The following is a 17,177-nucleotide window of genomic DNA, read 5'->3' as shown; positions in this document are numbered from 1 at the left end:
ATTCTGGTGGAGGCGAAGCTGCCGTGGGGGGGGGCTGGGGGGGGGGGGAGACCGCGCGCATTCTGCCGGTGCTGGCTGTGGGAGATGGAGGACGGCGCTGCTGGCTTGAAGCCATCGACTCATCGTCATCGAAAACTGGCCAGTCAGAGACGTTGCGTTGACTTCCGCTTGTGCGCTGGGTTGGTTGCCGTGTAGAGCGTGTCTCTGGGCCCTGGCCTTGCTGCCTGTCCAGGCTGGGATCTGAGCGGGAAGCGCTGCTTAGTCCCGGGGCGGCAGAGCCTGCCTGGCCGACGCCTCGGCTGGCCCGCAGCGAGGCCCGGCGCTTCGGGATAGAGACACGTGTCCAGGGTGGGGTGCTGATCGTCGATGATGGCTCAGAGTCATCGAGAGGTGGCAACCGACGGGATCTCTGGGCCCGTTGTCTGGCGTACTGGGGAGCCTGCCGCGGAGAAGAGGCAGGCGGATAAGCGCGCTGCTCGTCGTCGTTAAGCGGCGTGCGTTGCATCGAAATGTATCTCTCCGTTCTATCGTAGTTCAGCGACACCGGTTCTAGTCTAGCATACCTGTTCAAGAGGAAAAGAGAGGGAGGTCCTAGGAAAGTAAGACAACGGCCCGCTCTTTCGGCCCTTGACGGTCCAGGCCGGGCATGCTACTCTGCAACCAATGCCTCGATACCTCAGCCGTCTGTTTGGCTCCCTGGAGAGAATCAACGAGGCGCCAGCCCTCAGTTGCTGAAGAAAGGACGGAGATCGAATGGAACTCGCTCAGATTGAGCAGCTTGTGCGCGATGGCAAATTGGAGTACGTCAAAATCGGAACTCCCGATATGGAAGGGGTCTACCGCGGCAAGCGCGTCGATGCCACCTATTTCTTGCATGCGCTCAACGATGGCTTTGCACAATGCGATGTGCTCTTTGGCTGGGATATAGCCGAAAATGTCCTGCCCAATCTCAGATTTAGCAACTGGGAGCGTGGCTTCACCGACCTGGTCATGCGCCCTGATCTCTCGACCTTTGCGCTGGTCCCCTGGGAAGAGCATGTCGCTTCTTGTATCTGTGATCTCTGGACCGAGACAGGCGAGCCGGTGAAGCTCTCGCCGCGTTACCTGCTCAACCAGCTCGTTGAGCGCGCGCGCTCGCTTGGCTACAACGTGGCCGCGGCTGCCGAGCTGGAGTTTCGCCTCTTCCGCGAGAGTCAGGTCTCCCTGCGCGAGAAGGATTTCGGACCCAATCTAACGCCGCTCAACCCGGGCATGAACTGTTATGCTATCAGCCAGGCCAGTGCCGATGATCATTTGCTGGGCCGCATTGCGCGGATGATGCGCGATTACGGTATTGCCGTGGAGGGCTACAATCGCGAGCATGGCCCCGGCATGTACGAGATGAACCTGCGCTATCAACCCGCCCTGGTTGCTGCCGATTACACGATGCTCTTTAAAACGGGGATCAAGGAGATCTGCTATCAGATGGGCTATGCAGCAACCTTCATGGCGAAGTGGCATGACCAGGAGGACGGCAGCAGTGGTCACTCGCATATGAGCCTCTGGGACCTGGATATGGAGCGCAATTTGTTCTGGGATGAGGAGGCGGAGGGTCATATGTCGGCGACCATGCGCCATTTCCTGGCTGGCGTGCTGGAGTCCATGCCGGGCCTGATGGCGCTCTATGCCCCGACGATCAATTCTTACAAGCGTTATGTCGTCGGCACCTGGACGCCGCTCAATACCACCTGGGGCTGGGATAATCGTACCTGCGCCGTGCGTGTCATCAACAATGGTCCGCGAGCCATTCGCATTGAGAACCGTGTGCCGGGCGCCGATGCCAACTTCTACCTGGTCTTTGCCGCTATGTTGGCGGGTGGTCTCTACGGTATTGAGCGTAAGCTGGAGCTGGGTCCGGCTCTGCGAGGAAATGCCTACGATCCGGCGACGATTGCCCGCGCCTCTGAGATCGCTCCTATCCACTCGCTGGCGCGCAATCTGACGACAGCAACCGATCTCTTTGAGAGGAGCGAGGTGGCACGCGAGTACTTCGGCAGCGAATTCGTGGAGCACTTTGCGGAGACACGGCGCTGGGAGGTCAGCGAATTTGAACGTGCAGTGACCAACTGGGAGCGCCGTCGCTATTTCGAACTGATTTAGCCGCTTCTGCTGACTCAAGCGCGCAGCTGAGCGTAAGCGATAAGGAAGGGCGAGCGAGAGCCGCAGCACAGTCGATCAGCGCTGTGCTGGCGTGCTCTCCTCGGGGGCCCGGTCCCCGCCGTCCTCTTATGCCGCGGGTCCAGAGGGCTTTTCCTGCTCAATCCAGCCTTGAGCTTCATCGCAGGTAAGACCTTGCTCTCTGGCCTCTTCCGCTGTCAAATAGGGGAGGACGTGCCCGACCAGCAGCTGACCAGCACGGTAGCGTTCGAGATTAGCGCGCGCTTGCTCTGCCAGGAGCAGTAGCCCTTGCTCACTCTGGCCCAGACGACGCTCCAGCTCTGCGAAAAGATCACGGGCCCGCGCCTGCCGTGCGGGACGCAAAGGCTGGCGCCCGAGATAGCGCAGGAGGGCCAGCATATCCTCGTCGGGAACCAGACCGAGGTGTTCGCCCCATAAGAGGAGACGCAGACCACGAGCCAGCTCGCTATCTAGCGTGGCCACGTTCATCTCTGTATCATCACGCATGCCCCGGTTGTTCAGATTGGCTGACCCCACGGTCGCCCAGAGATCGTCAACCAAGGCTACTTTGGCGTGGACATAGATGGGACGGTAGTGCACCTGCCCGTCGACCAGGTCGGAGGTAGCCAGCGTCAAAACAAGCAGACGACCATCCTTGACGGCCTCGGGGGCTTCCTCGCGCAGACGCTGCAAACCAGCATCGCTGAAAGCCCGACCCACATTGGGATGGTCTGGCAGGACCATGACGAGCTGTGCACCGCGCCGCAGGGCCTCCCCGAGCAGTCGGATATTCTGCTCCATGTCGGGGCTGTCCGGTCCAATGAAGGAAATGTTCAGCCCGAGAAAGGAGCGGAGCCAGAAATACTGATTCTCCAAATAGATCAGGCGCTGAGCGTTGCGGAAGGCCGCTGTGTAGAGCTGTGCGATGCCCTGGATTCCTCCCTCTGGGGTAAAGCTGTAGGTATGCTGAGGGATGGTGCGCGCAATCTGTACCACCGTGTGACTCTGGAGCGGTGGCGGTAGCGGGTGCTCCGGCACCAACAGGGCTGCCTCAAGCTCCTTGCGCTTCACCACATCGTTCCAGCGCTGGCGGAAATTCAGCTCGACGTCGGCGGCTGCCGGTCCTTCGATCAGGGCATGGGCGTCATGCCAGGGATGGGGTGAAGCCGGTTTAGCTAGCAGGCGACGTAGAGGGGTGAAGAGAGGGTGAGGATGCATATCCCAGCGATCAAACTCGCCATCGTTCTCGATCAAGGGATCGATACCACCCACGAAGGCATAGCGCCCGTCGATCACGCTGGTCTTCTGGTGCAGCGCCTCCGCTGGATGATGGAGCAGACCACGTGAGCTATCATCGAGCAGGCAGAGCACGCCGACGGCGCTCAGCTCGTCGTAGGCTTGCTGAGGGTGATAGTGCGAGAAAATTTCCGGGCAGTCCCAGAGCAAGGCCCGTACTTCAACGCCGCGTTGAACAGCGTAGCCGAGGACCGTCTGAAGGGTCAGCTCGTGGTTGCACCAGAAGGCGATGGCTTCCTCGCTCAGGCCGGCCAGGCGTAGCTCGGCGATCAACTCTTGCTGAGCGGGGCTATCGTCAGGTCCGGCGCGCTGATCTCTACCACGCACGAGAGGCATCGAGGGAGTAATACCCCAGTGAGCGAGATAAATATAGTCTCTGGCTTGGAAGCAGGCCAGGCAGAAGGCGAGAAGCGTTGCATGGCCATCAACCAGATAGGTCACGCGCGAATCGCGGCGAACCGGTGTATCGCCTTCTGCCCACCATTGCCGCTCGTCAGCGCTCACAGCACTCATTACGTCTCTACCTCCGTCGCTCAAATGGTGCGCCGGACAACGAAGCTCTTCCTACCGGCAGGCTCCCTGATTGTAGCATTCTCGCGGTAGCAGAGGCAAGTCTGGGATGAGCTAAGAAGGCAGAGCGGCGCGGGTGCACTGACCACCCGAGGCTGAGGTTACTACACATCATAGCGAGGAGTGGGTCGAGCGGGCCTTTACTTTCCGACTGACGACCCACTCCTCACCCTCAAAGAGAGTGGCCTACTTACTGACGAGCGGGTCCGATCCAGACCGTCTGGATATTGACAAACTCGCGAATGCCGAAAATCGACAGCTCGCGACCATAGCCGCTGTGTTTAACGCCGCCGAAAGGCAGACGCGGATCGCTGGCAGTCATCCCATTGATGAAGACACCGCCAGTCTCGAAATGGCGAGCCATCTGGCGTGCGCGCTCGATATTGCGCGTCCAGATATTGCCACCCAGGCCAAAGGGCGAGGCATTGGCCAGCTCCAGGGCGTGCTCTGCATCGCGGGCGTAGATCACCGCGGCAGCCGGGCCAAAGGTCTCCTCGCGGAACATTGGCATCGCCGGCGTCACTCCGGTCACGATCGTCGGCTCGTAGAAGAAGCCACGGCCCGAGCCTGGCTTGCCACCCAGGAGCAGGCGCCCACCCATCTGCAGCGTCTCCTCGACCTGGCGGCGCAGGGTCTCGCGCAAATCGCCGCGGGCCAACGGGCCGATCTGTGTCTCCCGCTGCAGAGGATCGCCCATGCGCAGGCGCGAAGCGGCCTCAACAAAGCGGCGCTCGAAATCGGCGGCCACCGACTCCACGACAATAAAGCGCTTGGCAGCGATGCAGCTCTGGCCGGTATTCTGGAAACGTGAGCGTGTTGCCCATTCAGCAGCGGCATCGAGGTCGGCATCCTCCAGAACGATGAAGGCGTCGGAGCCGCCCAATTCCAGGACATGCTTCTTCAGCGCGCGCCCGCTGGCGGCGGCTACCTCCATACCCACCTCGGCGCTGCCAGTGAGGGTCACAGCGGCAATGCGCGGATCGCTAATTAGCTTCTCTGTCTCAGAGCCACGAACCAGCACCGTGCGAAAAACTCCCTCGGGAAAGCCACACTGGCGGAAGACGCGCTCGATCTCCAGAGCGCAGCGCGAAACGTTGGAGGCATGCTTGAGCACTGTCGTGTTGCCCGCCATCAGCGCTGGCGCCGCGAAACGGAACACCTGCCAGAAAGGAAAATTCCAGGGCATGAGCGCCAGGACGACACCCAGGGGTCGGAAGGCTACGTAACTCTCGCTGGCGCTGCTCTCGGCAGGCTGATCAGCCAGGAACTGCTCAGCATGCTCTGCGTAGTAATCGCAGCCCCAGGCACACTTGACAACCTCGGCCTCGGCCTCGGCGATGGGCTTGCCCATCTCCAGGGTAATCAGGCGCCCCAGCTCCTCCTTATGCTCTCGCAGATAGACGGCAAGGCGCTGGAAGAGGGCGGCGCGCTCTGCGAAACTGACGTCCCGCCACTGCAGGAAAGCCCTCCGTGCCTGATCGAGTGCCGCGTGGATCTGCTCGTCCGTGAAGAGTTCGAAGGTTTCCAGTACCTCTTCGGTTGCCGGATTGATTGACTGGATGGTCGGCCTGATCGATTGGATGGTCATTGGCACAACTCCCAGGGAACGAAAATCAAGGTCTCCTCTCGGCTGTATTATATCATCCCCTGGGCACCTTCCCGAGCGCTTGCTCTCTAGTCAGCGGCCAAAATATTGCCACTGTCTCTCTCACCTTTCTGAAAATATTTGACATATTGCCATAGATATGGTAAAATTCTCCAAGTAATTGGCAAAAATAAGGTTGTTGAAAAGGATCTTTTTGCTACGCTGGGCGGAGAGCCTCACTGGCGCCCTGCTGGCAAGGGTGAGCTGAAAGGAGGACCAAGCTATGCTGACTCAGCCTGGTAACCGGAAGCCGGATTATGGGATCGATGCCCCCGGGGTGGTGCGTGTGCTCACGCTGGTGGGACTGCTCCTTGCTGGTTTAGCCGCATGGCTGCTGATTGCTCTGCATCTGATCTGGCTGGCTGCCTGGTGTATTGTGTGGGCCTGCGTCTGTCTGGGGGAGGCTGTGGCCATGCTCTGGACTTCGCGTGTTGGGAAGCTTTGGGAGATTCGACGTATGCTTGATTGCCTCGTGCTCTGCGGCGATGAAGAGGTGCTTGATGTCGGCTGTGGGCGAGGCATGCTGCTCATCGAAGCGGCTCGTCGCTTGCGCAGCGGGCACGCCACTGGCATTGATGTCTGGAGCATGCGCGATCAGAGCGGCAACAGTCCTTTGGTGACCCAGGAGAACGCACGCCTGGCCGGAGTGGCGGAGCGTATCAGCGTCGTCACTGCTGACGCCCGGCAACTGCCTTTTCCGTCAGAGCGCTTCGACGTCGTCGTCTCCTGTCTTGCACTGCACAATATCCACGGACAGGAGGAGCGCCATCGGGCCTTGCGCGAAATGCTGCGAGTACTCAAGCCGGGCGGAAAGATTGCTGTTCTCGACTTGGCCCATGTGAAGGAATATGCGCGCGATCTGCAGGCTCTGGGCGCTGGTCAGCTCGTCCTGGGACGCCCCTCATGGCGTGTCTTTCCTCCACTGCGTATGCTGCTGGCTCGCAAACTGCCAGCGCCAGCCTCGGGAGAAGGCGAGGCTGCTGCGGCGGCATCTGAAGCGCAGGGAGGTGCTCTTGCCTGAGACTGGCTGAAGAAGATTGCGAGGAGCGAGGAGGTGCCATTGCCATGAAGGCCCTATTGCATGGCCTGAGACTGGCCTCCCCTGAGCTGGCAGATCGCCAAGAACTGCTACGGCTCTTCGCGGTCTGCGGCTATGGCCTCGACGATACTGACTTTGGAGACGAGCTGCTGCTCGCTGCGGAAGAGAGCTGGCTGGTCAAAACTTGTGAGGGAGAGCCGATTGCCTACGCTGATCTCCGCAGCCAGAGAGTAAATCAAGAGATCGCAGGCTCTGTCGGACTGGCCTGCCTGCTGCGCCTTCTCGTCCATCCTGACTATCGCCGTCGGGGTCTGGGTACGCTCTTACTACGACTGGTGGAGGAGCAGGCTAGCCGGCTGGCCCTTACTCTCTTCCCTCAGTCGAGGAGCGTCACCCATGTCCCGCTCCTGCTCTGGACGCCGATACTACTGCGACGGGATCAACGGGGGGCGCTGCTCTTCTTAGAGCGTGAAGGCTATGCCCCTCTGACTTTTGGCTGCCGACACTGGCCGCAGACAGAGGCAGAAGCGGGTGCGGGCAGTCCTGACTTGCTGGCTCTTCTGCCTCTGCCAGTGCGGCCATGCCGTCCTCTGCTCATCTACGCCAAAGAGATTGCTCTATCGCTGCCAGCGGTGCTCTCCGCCTCTTGTGCTCTTGGCATATAGTTAGTCTTCTAATACTCTTACTGCTGTTGCTGGTAAGACCGACGCAAACGTCACTGGCAGCGCCTTGATACCGCGGAAGACCAGAGACGGAAGGCGCTCAATCTGCTCTGTCGCCAGGCGCAACTCTGGCAGGCGTCGAAGCAAGGTCGTAAAGGCGACCTCCGCCTCCAGGCGAGCCAGCGGAGCCCCAAGGCAGAAGTGGGGACCGTGACCAAAGGCCACATGGCGATTGTCAGTGCGACGGAGGTCGAGTCGGTCAGGGTCGGGGAACTGCTCGGGGTCGCGATTGGCCGCTCCCAACACAGTCAGCACTTCCTCGCCAGTTTTGAAATGTCGCCCTGCCCATTCCACGTCAGCTGTAAGGCGACGTGAAGTCAGCTGCACCGGACTATCGTAGCGTAAGAGTTCCATCACCGCCGTCGGCGCCAGACTGGGATTCTCTCGCAGTAACTGAAGCTGCTCGGGATGCTGCAAGAGGGCATAGAGGCCATTGCCAAGCAGATGGGTCGTGGTACCATGACCGGCAGCAAGCAACAGGACGCAGTTCCCGAGCAGCTCCTCCTCGTTAAGGCGGTCGCCCTGCTCCTCAGCCAGGATCAGCGCCTGCAAAAGGTCATCGCGCGGAGCCGTGCGCCGCTGCGCGATCTGGCGCCTGAAGTAGGCCAGGAAATCGGCGATGCCGCTCAGGGTTTTCAGCAGCTCCTCGAAGCTCAGATTGCCGCCGTCCAGCAAGCGGCCAAAGTCTTGTGTCCAGACAATGAACTGGCTGCGGTCCTCGGGCGGCACACCGAGCATCTCGGCGATAACGATCGCTGGAAGAGGATAGGCGAAATCGGCGACGAATTCCATCCCGCCCTGGTCCTGCACCGCATCGAGCAGCTCGTCGACAAGACGCTGCACACGTGGGCGCAGGCTCTCAACCATGCGCGGTGTGAAGGCCCGCGCCACCAGGCCGCGGAGACGCGAATGATCGGGAGGATCGAGAAAGAGCATCTGGCGCGAGACGGCCCGCAGAGCAGGCTCTAGCTGAGGGCGCAGCTCCTCTGGCATCCAGGCCGTCTCGACTGGACCCCAGGCCGACGAGAAGCGCGGATCACGCAGCACAGCTACGACATCAGCGTAGCGCGTCAGCACCCAGGCGCGCATCTCCTCGTCCCAATAGATGGGATCGTGCTCGCGCAGACGATGATAGAGGGGGTAGGGGTTCGCCAGATATTCTGGCCTCTGGACGTCGCTCAGCGTAAGGCGCTGGCGACCGCTCTGATGATCTTGCATGACCGTTGCTGCTCCTTGCTGCACAAGCTGCAACTTGTAGAGAAGCAAGAACGAGTAAGGCACCGAGCGTCTGCCGTCAGACCCCGGTCTGTTCATCCTTGCTTTCCTCCCTTACACCCTATCACAGCGCCCGGATCGAGGACAATGCCGTCTCTCCTCTTCCCTGCGATAGCAGTCTCTGTCAGTCCGAGGCCGCCTATGGAGAAATCTTTATGAGTTGCGCCTGGCATTAACCAGATCTTGACAAATACCGCTCTCTAGCGGCAACACCTGCTGTATATAATACTAGACAGTAATTTGAGGGGGATCATGCGGGTCTTGCTTATTGGGGTGGATGGCCTAACGTTGCGCATTGTCAAACCGCTGATGGCGCAGGGACTGCTTCCCCATCTGCGGCAGATCTACGAGGAGGGAGTGCACGCCTTGTTACGGGCGCCGCTACCGCCAGCGGCAACCACGCGTTGGCAAGCCATCCTGACTGGTCTTCCACCGCAGCGGCAGGGCCTGACTCCTGGTGACGGCGAGTACGATCGCTGTCTGCTTGAGACAATTACTGAGCCGCAGTCAGCTTCACGAACCTTGCACGACCTGGGGCAAGAAGATAAGGCGCTCTGGAGCCTCCTCAGCGCCTGGGGGAGGCGTATCCTGGTCGCTAATGTCCCCGCGACCTACCCGCCTCGTCCTCTCAATGGTATCATGCTCAGCGGTCCGCCGGCGCCGCCATTCTATGCCGGCCTTGCCTATCCGCCCGACTTTGCCTCCAGGCTGCTGGAAGTCATCCCGAACTATCAGCTCACCCCTACCTGGCGCGGACTGGCGGCCTGGCTCGGAGAACCTCTGACGGAGATCCGCCGTCTCCTGAGAGAGCGCTCGGCTCTACTGGACTTGCTTCTGCGCGAAGATTGGGATTGCTGTCTCTTTGTGCTCCATGAGATTGATCTGCTACAACATCTCTACTGGGACCGCGTGCTCGATCTTCACCGCGAGGTAGTCGCTTGCTATCGCCTTCTAGATGAACTACTTGGGCGAGCGCTGAGCGTCTTACGGTCGTCCGATCTCCTGATCCTCCTCTCGCCTTACAGCTTCCAGAGCATCAAGCGCACCTTCTATCTGAAGGAATATCTGCGACGCTATACGCCGAATCTGCCTGTGCAAGGTACGCTAGCCCAGCAGAGAGTCGGCTGGCCTGCTCACCGATGGAAACTACGGCTGCTGCCCCACCTTCCCGCGCAGCGGCGCTGGCGAACCTGGCGACTGGCGGCACCTCCTGCAGGAGGGGGCGAGTTGCCTCTGGCTGGTAGCGCTCTTCTCTTGCTCCCGACCTCATCGCCGCTGGGGGGCTATGCAGCTATTGCCCTTGCCGATCACCTCACGGAGAAGCAGATCGAAGAGTTCATTGCTGATCTGCAGGCCCAGGTAGATCCTGCAACGGCCTATCCGGCCATTGGTGACCTTTACCGCGACGAAACCTACCCGGGAAGCCACGTGCCAGCCTCGGAGCCGACGCTACCTGGAAAGCCAACGCGACGTCTCATACTCCTGGCCCACGATGGGATCATGCTCTCTTCGGCCACTGGGCAGCGGCAGCTCTGGAGCGCGGGCGAGCCATGCTGTGGCATGCATCATCCAGACGGGCTGCTCTGCCTCTATGGGGCGGGCCTCCAGCGCTCCGTACTCAGGCCCGTGTCAGCCTATGACATTGTCCCGACCGTCCTGGCGGCGCTCAATATTCCTGTCCCTGCGCAGCTGGTAGGCCGCCCGCTCATTAGTGCTGGGGGCGCCCCTTGCAAGCCCGTTCTCGATATAGTATCATAGCTAATGAGCTAATTTATAAGTAAGCAAGATTGCAAGAGAGACCTCAAACTGCCCGATTTACTGCAGCGGTAGGCGAATAACGCCAGACAGCACGCCGCTGCCTCTATTTCTCTCTGGGGTGGGTAGGCTATGGCGGGGGGTTTATCTACGAAAGAAAGCGTGCACTGACTCGCTCGCGTACGCCTGGCTATTGCAAGGTGCTTTTTTCGCCTTTTGCGTGGCTTAGGTATACCCGGCTGCGAGGGGAGCACCGGCTCACCTGAGCAAGCGAGGGGCCGATGAGCCTGCGGCCTGGGATGCGAGTCGCAGAGTCATAGTGAAGGTATGCTAGTTAGCTCAGCTGTCCCTCTGGGCAGACGTGATCTTGTCCCTCTGGGCCAATCAGCTAGCGAGTAGAAAGGTTGGCGGCCTCTGTGCTAGAGTTAAGCAAGATTCGTGTAGGCAAGCCTTCTTTGAAGCAGCTTTTGGTTGGCGGCCTGGGGAGCGTCATCGGAGTGGCAGGATTCATCGTCACAGTAGCAGTCTATGTTGTTGAAACTCTGATCCGCCCCAAGAAAATCGTCAGTTTTGCAGACCTCTACAAAATCTCCCCGTTTGAGCTTGAGCTGCCTGCCGAGGCGGTGACCTTCCCGGCGTCCAACAGCGACCACATGGTCAATGGCTGGTACATTCCCTATCCCGGGGCCACTACGACTATCCTGGTCTGTCCCGGCTATCGCTCGGGGATGGCCGATGTGCTTGGCATGTGTGCCCACCTCTGGAAGGCCGGCCATAATGTCCTCGTCTTTGAGTATTATGGGCATGGACAAGAGGTTGGCAAACCGGTCACCCTCGGCTACCGCGAGATTAATGATTTCATGGGAGCGGTGGCCTATGCCAAGGAGCGCGCTCCTCATGCTCGCCTGGGGGTCATTGCCTATTCGATGGGGGCTGCTGTGGCCATCATGTGCAGCGCCCACTGTCAGGATGTAGAGGCAATTGTCGCTGACAGCTCGTTTGCCACTCACTGGAGCGTCATCGACTATAACGTTCACCGCGTGCTTCACTTGCCAGCCGCTCCTTTCACCTGGGTTGCCGATTACCTCCTCTGGTGGCGCGCGGGCTATCGTTTTGGCCAGGTGGCGCCGCTGCGTGATATTGGCAAGATCGCGCCGCGTCCCATTCTGATCATCCACGGTGGCAAAGATTCGCTGGTCGATCCGCGCGATGCTCCGCTCCTTTACGAGGCAGCCGGGGAACCGAAAGAGCTGTGGATCGTGCCCGAAGCCGACCACTGCGGCGCCTACTTTGCCGACCGGCGCGCCTACGTCAACAGAGTGCTCTCCTTCTTCGAGGAGCATTTAAAGAAGCCGCGCCCTCGGCTGCAGCTCGTCGAAGGCGAAGGGACAGGGGCGATGCTGCCACGGCCTGCTGAGCGCGCGGAAGAAATCACAGGCCTCTCGGAGGCCAGCTAATTACTCAACAGGTTCAGCTGACTGCGAGCGCTCCTGTTGCTCTCCGGGAGCAGGCGGATAGCTCAAAGTCAGAATCTCCCCATCTCGGGCGGCCCGGGTCGCGCGAAAAATGCGCCGGGCCGCTTTTTCTGCGCTGGAGGGATCGTTGATCTTAGGGCTGAAGTGAGTCAACAGCAGTGCATGGGCGCCGGCCTCCCTGGCCAGGCGTGCTGCCTCCTCCGCCAGCATGTGTGCGTGAGCACGGGCCAGGGGAAGATCCGCCAGATCGTCATACATGCTCTCACAGATCAGCAGGTCAACATCGCGGGCGAAGGCGCTCAGCCTAGTCGTCGGGCGCGTATCAGTGATAAAAGCCAGAGAGATGCCGCGTCGCGGAGGACCAAGCACCTGATCCGGGGTGATGAGCTGTCCCTCATACTCAACACTCTCGCCGTGCTGTAAGCGAGACCAGTACTGGACAGGCAGGCCCAGAGCTTGAGCGCGCTCCGGCTGGAACTGGGGACGACGTGGCAGCTCCAGGCGATAAGCCAGACAAGGTATACCATGCTGAGCGGGGGCGCAGGAGCCTTGCAGTCCTCCAGGCAGGGCCAGCCTCTCACCGCCCTGCAGCTCCTGCACCTGCAGCGGAAAAGGAAGATCTCCCGCAATACGCAGCAAGCCCTCTACTACATAGGCCGTGCCCGGTGGCCCATAGAGCTGCAGCGGCTCCGTACGTCCAGCGTGGGCCACCATAAAGAGTACTCCTGGCAGCCCTGCCACATGGTCGGCGTGCATATGTGTCAGACAGATAGCCCCGAGCTGGCGAAAGCCCCAGCCCAGGCTCTTCCAGGGGATCTGTGTCCCTTCACCGCAGTCCAGCAGCGTGAGCGAAGCGCCGCAGCGCACCAAAGCGCACGAAAGCCAGCGTCCCGGTAATGGCATCATGCCGCCTGTTCCCAGCATGCAGATGTCGATCATCGTCCGCTCGCATTTACAGATTTTTCTGGTAGGCCCAGGCCAGCCCGAGGATGAAAAGAGAGATCATCAGATCACTGCTGAGGCTGAGAGTCACCACGATGAAAGGGAAGCCAGAGATGATCATCACCGTGGCCAGCAAGAGCCAGAAAACGAGCAAGGCGCCTGCCAAATAGGCGAGGGCAGGAATTCGCCGCATAGGTTGCATCCTTTCACGCCATCTCCCTCGTATGGTAGCACGCCCGGATGGCCTTTGCAACCGGCATGACAAAAACCTGTCCACAGCCGAGACAAGAGGAGGGGAACCGAGGCCAACAAGAGATTCGCCCTCCCTGTCTTGCGGCCTCCTCTATCTTCTGGTTCTGGGCGAATAGCTGTGATATCATCAATCTGCAGAAGCCTGGTCCCGGGCAGGATAAGGGGTCTGGCCAGTAAGAAAAAATTGCAAAGAGCAGGCGCAGCCGTGAGAGTTATTGATCGCTTCCATCCTCAACGACGTCGCGAGCTTCAAGCTGCTCTCGACGCGGGCCTGGCGCTCCTGCGAGGAGAGGCTTCTCTGCTGGAGCCACCGTTGCTCTATCCTCTGACTCTGCTTAGTTTTCTGCTCCTTCTCATCGGGTTGGTAGGCTTTGGCGCCCTGGCTCTACTAGCGCTTGTCTGGCGGTCTCTCAGCGGCTGGTCTGTGGGGAGCGCCGATCTTGTGCACCTGCTCATCTGGCTTGGGATCAGCGGCATCGTTTATCTGCTCCTGTTGCCCCTTCATGAGCTGCTACATGGGCTGGCCTTCCGTTTCTGGGGAGGAGAACCCTATTATGGGGTGCGCTTCCCCGTGGCCCTCTATTGTGGAGCGCGTGGCCAGCTCTTCCGGCGCAACCAGTATCTGATTGTGGGCCTGGCCCCTTGTCTGGTCCTCTCCCTTCTCCTGGCTCTGCTCATGTTCTGCTGGCCGGCGGCGGCTCCTTACCTGGTCCTGGCTGGGGCTGGACATCTCTCCGGCTGTGCCGGCGATTTGCTGGCGGTCTGGTTGCTCTTGCGTTATCCGTCCCACCTTTGCGTTGAAGATACAGAAGCGGGCTTCCGCGTATGGGAAATTTTCCCTCTTCTGCCCGATCTCGACTACACGATCCAGGCGGACTGAGGCATACTATGCTGCGGGAGCAAGGAGCAGCGGACACAAAGCCGGGGGCTGGCTGCCCCGCCCGAGCGACTTTGCTCCCGGCGACTTATGCACCACGCGAGTGAGTAGCAATCATGCCAGAACTACCTGAAGTTGAATATACGGCGCGTCAGGTTCGCGCTGTCCTTGTCGGAGCCAGCATCGCTGAAGCACGGGTTTTCTGGGGGCGGAGCATTGCGCGGCCCGATCCTGACACCTTCTGTCGGGAAATCACCGGACGGCGCATTGAGGGCGTGCGTCGTCGCGGCAAATTGCTTCTGTTGGATCTCAGCGGCGACTATCTGCTGACCATCCACCGGCGTATGACCGGTAACCTGCTCGTCCTATCTCCCGGCTGGCGCCTCGACTGTCAACTCCAGCAGCAGGACCGGGCGTCGTGGGAACGCTTGGGGCCAGCCTTTGTGAATGAGAGCTATCAGTGCCATTGTCTGGAGAAGCAGCGAGGGGAGCAGGAGGAAACCCTCTGTCTGCTGCATGATCAGCCGTTCTACTGTCGTGTCTGCTTCACATTAGCCGATGGGAGGCTCCTCCTCTACAACGACCTGCGCAAATTTGGTAAGCTGGCGCTCTGGTCCCGCTCCCAGGAGGCTGAGGCTCTGGCTGGCCTGGGCCTTGAACCGCTCGACCCGGACTTCACCAGCGAGCGGCTGGCTGCGCTGCTACAAGGGAAAAAACGACCTATCAAGCAGGTGCTGCTAGAACAAAGCCTGATCGCCGGTCTGGGGAACATCTATGCCGATGAAGCCCTCTTTGCGGCAGCCATCCATCCTCTGCGCCGTGCCGACACACTCAGTTTCGATGAAGTGGTTGCCCTGCGCCAGGCCATCGTTGCGGTGCTCCAGCTTGGTATTGAACATGGAGGAACCTCCTTCAACGACTATCGTGGCCTCTGGGGAGAAGCCGGCAACAACTATGCCCATATGCAGGTCTACCAGCGTACCGGCCAGTCCTGTCGACGCTGTGGTACAGCGATCCAGCGCATGAGCATCGCCCAGCGTAGTACCCATTTCTGTCCGCGCTGTCAGCCAGCGAGCCAGCCAGCCAGTCCTGTGACCAGCGTTGTCAGCAGGCGCATTACTGAGGTGTAAAGAAAGCCGGGCTGCAGCGCAAGCTAGCAGGCCCTCCAGGGATATTAGTAAAGGTCACATCGACCGTCGCTGGGACGTTGCGCGGCTGCCGCCCAGCCAGGGACAGCGTGAAGCGGACATAGCCGCCCTGATCGCTCGTAGGCTGTTGCGTCAAAGATACATCACCGCTGCTAAAATGGACTACTGCCGTTGCTGTAGCTCCTGATACGCCTTGCAAATTTTTTGTCAGGCGAGCATAGATAGTAATCACCGCTGTTGGTGACGGAGCGTTATTGGAGGCCCAAGCGCCGCAGCGATAGGGCGGCTCGGTGGGCAGGGGCGAAGTGCTTGCCTGGAAGGCGGGATTAATGGTCACCGTCGCCGCCGGAGAAAGCTGGTTAGCCGTTGGGCCGCAAGCGCTCAACAGGAGCAGCCAGAGCATAGCCAACCCCGAGAGCCAGGCGCCCATGCGCTTATATCCAGATTTGCTCATACAGGTTGTCACCCTGAACCTCTCTCACAAGGCATCGTGGTCGTCCCTCCGGTCCGGGCGGAATCCGGCAGAGCGGCGAAGCGCGGATCTGAGCGATCCTGCTCTGCTCGCTCAACCGTCCTGCGATGTTCACTTGATGCTGACAGGCAGGATACATCTGAAATGGGGATCTGGCAAGCCCATTGCTGAGGGGCTGACCCGACTCTCTCCCCTGGGCAGACAAGAGGCTCCCCGCGAGTGGTAGCCAGCGGATCGCTGAGGTCCTACAAAAGCTGAGAAGAAAGGTATTTCATGTAGGAGTATGAAGCATCCTCCGGCCCGGAGTAGCAGTCGCTGGCGCGACTCCATAGCACCTGTTAGAAATAGACCACATTTGGAGGTGCGAGTACATTATATCATAGACAGGTAGTATAGGAGAGCTTGCGCCCAGCCGGCTTGGCCGGCAGACGCTGAAGCAAGGAGACGCCTGATGGAAAGTAGAGAGGAGCAAGGGTAGCTGACCCTCTTGGTAGAGTCCGCCTGGCTGATGTCCGTCTGGCGTTCTGAGCCACTGTCTTATCTGGCGACTGGCCAGATCTGTGTTGGTTGAGGGGCGCAGGTTCTCCTAGGAGACATGCTTGTCCAAAGGTCCTTGTGGCCCTGGCGGTTCTGGCGCTGGCATAATTGCCTTGTTCTTTCTATCGAGATGTGTTACACTACTGGGCGTTGGAGAATTCCTGGATAGGAAGACAATTATTTTGCTCAATCAGGAGTGTACATTTCTATGAGCCATCAGTCTGACGAACAGTGGGAGCTGTTCGCGGAGCTGGAGCAGCTGAGCGAAGGGCCGGAGGCGCGCACGAGAGAGGTAGCGAAGCCAGGGCTGTCGAGTGCGCAGTCCGAACCGGTCACGATCCGTCCTGATCCTGGTCGCGAGCGCAGGAAAGGAGCGCCGGAAGTCATCTTTGGGGAGACCAAAGAGACGGCGCAGGTGATTGCCATGGCCCAGGCGTTGCTGGCTGGTTCAGGGCGAGCGATTATCAGCCGCATGCGCTCAGAGACGAAGGAGGCACTCCTCGACGTCTTTCGTGACTATACCATTCGTCTGCGCGAAGCCGCCAGAGCGATGGTCATCTCCAGGCCCGATTTTGTGCGTCCCGACACGGGGGGGCACGTTGGTATCATCACAGCAGGCACCTCCGATGTCCCAGTAGCGGAGGAGGCGGCCCTCGTTGCCGAGGAAATGGGCTGCCGCGTGACCTGTATCTATGACGTGGGGGTGGCAGGGCTGCACCGTCTGATTGGCCCACTGCGTGACCTGCTCTCGAACGGCGTAGATGCGATCGTGGTGGCCGCTGGCATGGATGGGGCGCTCCCTTCGGTCGTGGCAGGGCTGGTTCCTGTCCCTGTCATTGGCTTGCCCACTTCGGTTGGCTATGGCCTGGGCGGCAAGGGCATGGCCGCCCTGCTGTCAATGCTGCAGACGTGTGCGCCGGGCCTCGCCGTCGTCAATATCGATAACGGCGTCGGCGCGGGCATCACCGCGGCCCTGATCGCCAACCGCGTGGCTCAGGCTCGCAAGCATCCCTTG

General features: G+C 60.2%; 14 protein-coding genes. 8 read left to right on the top strand and 6 right to left on the bottom strand.

Translation table 11 applies throughout. The features are described from left to right. The first annotated feature begins 753 nt into the window (after positions 1–753). Positions 754–2,139: a glutamine synthetase family protein gene (locus tag IRZ31_RS13155; RefSeq protein ID WP_297154376.1), complete on the top strand. Its 1,386-nt coding sequence runs from the start codon at positions 754–756 to the stop codon at positions 2,137–2,139. 126 nt (positions 2,140–2,265) lie between these two features. Here the strand turns inward: IRZ31_RS13155 and IRZ31_RS13150 are convergent, their stop codons facing one another. Together IRZ31_RS13150 and IRZ31_RS13145 are read right to left on the bottom strand one after the other, a co-directional pair. After that, positions 2,266–3,966, bottom strand: coding sequence for a phospholipase D family protein (locus tag IRZ31_RS13150; RefSeq protein WP_297154374.1), 1,701 nt, complete (start codon positions 3,964–3,966; stop codon positions 2,266–2,268). Between the two features lie 247 nt (positions 3,967–4,213). Next, the gene (locus tag IRZ31_RS13145; protein WP_297154372.1) at positions 4,214–5,611 is read right to left on the bottom strand and encodes an NAD-dependent succinate-semialdehyde dehydrogenase; all 1,398 of its coding nucleotides are present in this window, start codon (positions 5,609–5,611) and stop codon (positions 4,214–4,216) included. 280 nt (positions 5,612–5,891) lie between these two features. Between IRZ31_RS13145 and IRZ31_RS13140 the strand changes: the two genes are divergently transcribed. Beyond that, on the top strand, positions 5,892–6,689 hold the full coding sequence (locus tag IRZ31_RS13140; RefSeq protein WP_297154370.1) for a class I SAM-dependent methyltransferase: 798 nt from the start codon (positions 5,892–5,894) through the stop codon (positions 6,687–6,689). A 44-nt stretch (positions 6,690–6,733) separates the two neighbouring features. Further along, entirely contained in the window at positions 6,734–7,372 is a 639-nt protein-coding gene (locus tag IRZ31_RS13135) for a GNAT family N-acetyltransferase (RefSeq protein WP_297154368.1), read from the top strand. On the opposite strand, the gene IRZ31_RS13130 is transcribed toward IRZ31_RS13135, so the two are convergent. Continuing rightward, positions 7,373–8,647, bottom strand: coding sequence for a cytochrome P450 (locus IRZ31_RS13130; RefSeq protein WP_297154367.1), 1,275 nt, complete (start codon positions 8,645–8,647; stop codon positions 7,373–7,375). It abuts the gene before it with no gap. Positions 8,648–8,956: 309 nt separating this feature from the next. On the opposite strand from IRZ31_RS13130, the gene IRZ31_RS13125 reads away from it, so the two are divergent. Next, the gene (locus IRZ31_RS13125; RefSeq protein ID WP_297154365.1) at positions 8,957–10,462 is read left to right on the top strand and encodes an alkaline phosphatase family protein; all 1,506 of its coding nucleotides are present in this window, start codon (positions 8,957–8,959) and stop codon (positions 10,460–10,462) included. Between the two features lie 413 nt (positions 10,463–10,875). After that, positions 10,876–11,916: an alpha/beta hydrolase gene (locus IRZ31_RS13120; protein ID WP_297154363.1), complete on the top strand. Its 1,041-nt coding sequence runs from the start codon at positions 10,876–10,878 to the stop codon at positions 11,914–11,916. Here the strand turns inward: IRZ31_RS13120 and IRZ31_RS13115 are convergent, their stop codons facing one another. Both IRZ31_RS13115 and IRZ31_RS13110 read right to left on the bottom strand, forming a co-directional pair. Beyond that, entirely contained in the window at positions 11,917–12,873 is a 957-nt protein-coding gene (locus IRZ31_RS13115) for a ribonuclease Z (protein ID WP_297154360.1), read from the bottom strand. Between the two features lie 13 nt (positions 12,874–12,886). Beyond that, the gene (locus IRZ31_RS13110) at positions 12,887–13,069 is read right to left on the bottom strand and encodes a hypothetical protein (RefSeq protein WP_112429143.1); all 183 of its coding nucleotides are present in this window, start codon (positions 13,067–13,069) and stop codon (positions 12,887–12,889) included. 264 nt (positions 13,070–13,333) lie between these two features. Between IRZ31_RS13110 and IRZ31_RS13105 the strand changes: the two genes are divergently transcribed. Both IRZ31_RS13105 and mutM read left to right on the top strand, forming a co-directional pair. Further along, positions 13,334–14,008, top strand: a complete 675-nt coding sequence (locus IRZ31_RS13105) for a DUF3267 domain-containing protein (RefSeq protein ID WP_297154358.1) — start codon at positions 13,334–13,336, stop codon at positions 14,006–14,008. A 113-nt stretch (positions 14,009–14,121) separates the two neighbouring features. Beyond that, the gene (gene mutM / locus IRZ31_RS13100) at positions 14,122–15,135 is read left to right on the top strand and encodes a bifunctional DNA-formamidopyrimidine glycosylase/DNA-(apurinic or apyrimidinic site) lyase (RefSeq protein WP_297154357.1); all 1,014 of its coding nucleotides are present in this window, start codon (positions 14,122–14,124) and stop codon (positions 15,133–15,135) included. On the opposite strand, the gene IRZ31_RS13095 is transcribed toward mutM, so the two are convergent. Then, the gene (locus IRZ31_RS13095; RefSeq protein WP_297154354.1) at positions 15,122–15,607 is read right to left on the bottom strand and encodes a hypothetical protein; all 486 of its coding nucleotides are present in this window, start codon (positions 15,605–15,607) and stop codon (positions 15,122–15,124) included. The genes mutM and IRZ31_RS13095 overlap by 14 nt on opposite strands. A gap of 763 nt (positions 15,608–16,370) precedes the next feature. Between IRZ31_RS13095 and larB the strand changes: the two genes are divergently transcribed. Then, positions 16,371–17,177, top strand: an 807-nt coding sequence (gene larB, locus IRZ31_RS13090; protein WP_297154353.1) for a nickel pincer cofactor biosynthesis protein LarB, incomplete at its 3' end; no start/stop codon positions are given.

The sequence above is a fragment of the Thermogemmatispora sp. genome (assembly GCF_019683635.1).
In the GTDB taxonomy this organism is placed as follows: Bacteria; Chloroflexota; Ktedonobacteria; order Ktedonobacterales; family Ktedonobacteraceae; genus Thermogemmatispora.
Note: the sequence above shows the minus strand (reverse complement) of the source record. Positions and strands in the feature narration are given on the sequence as shown.

What these genes read in the sequence shown, in the direction of transcription:
- IRZ31_RS13095 (WP_297154354.1), bottom strand. Translation starts at nt 15,607, where the DNA reads ATGAGCAAATCTGGATATAAGCGCATGGGCGCCTGGCTCTCGGGGTTG.
- IRZ31_RS13125 (WP_297154365.1), top strand. Translation starts at nt 8,957, where the DNA reads ATGCGGGTCTTGCTTATTGGGGTGGATGGCCTAACGTTGCGCATTGTC.
- IRZ31_RS13140 (WP_297154370.1), top strand. Translation starts at nt 5,892, where the DNA reads ATGCTGACTCAGCCTGGTAACCGGAAGCCGGATTATGGGATCGATGCC.
- mutM (WP_297154357.1), top strand. Translation starts at nt 14,122, where the DNA reads ATGCCAGAACTACCTGAAGTTGAATATACGGCGCGTCAGGTTCGCGCT.
- IRZ31_RS13135 (WP_297154368.1), top strand. Translation starts at nt 6,734, where the DNA reads ATGAAGGCCCTATTGCATGGCCTGAGACTGGCCTCCCCTGAGCTGGCA.
- IRZ31_RS13130 (WP_297154367.1), bottom strand. Translation starts at nt 8,647, where the DNA reads ATGCAAGATCATCAGAGCGGTCGCCAGCGCCTTACGCTGAGCGACGTC.
- IRZ31_RS13150 (WP_297154374.1), bottom strand. Translation starts at nt 3,966, where the DNA reads ATGAGTGCTGTGAGCGCTGACGAGCGGCAATGGTGGGCAGAAGGCGAT.
- IRZ31_RS13110 (WP_112429143.1), bottom strand. Translation starts at nt 13,069, where the DNA reads ATGCGGCGAATTCCTGCCCTCGCCTATTTGGCAGGCGCCTTGCTCGTT.
- IRZ31_RS13145 (WP_297154372.1), bottom strand. Translation starts at nt 5,611, where the DNA reads ATGACCATCCAATCGATCAGGCCGACCATCCAGTCAATCAATCCGGCA.
- IRZ31_RS13155 (WP_297154376.1), top strand. Translation starts at nt 754, where the DNA reads ATGGAACTCGCTCAGATTGAGCAGCTTGTGCGCGATGGCAAATTGGAG.
- IRZ31_RS13115 (WP_297154360.1), bottom strand. Translation starts at nt 12,873, where the DNA reads ATGATCGACATCTGCATGCTGGGAACAGGCGGCATGATGCCATTACCG.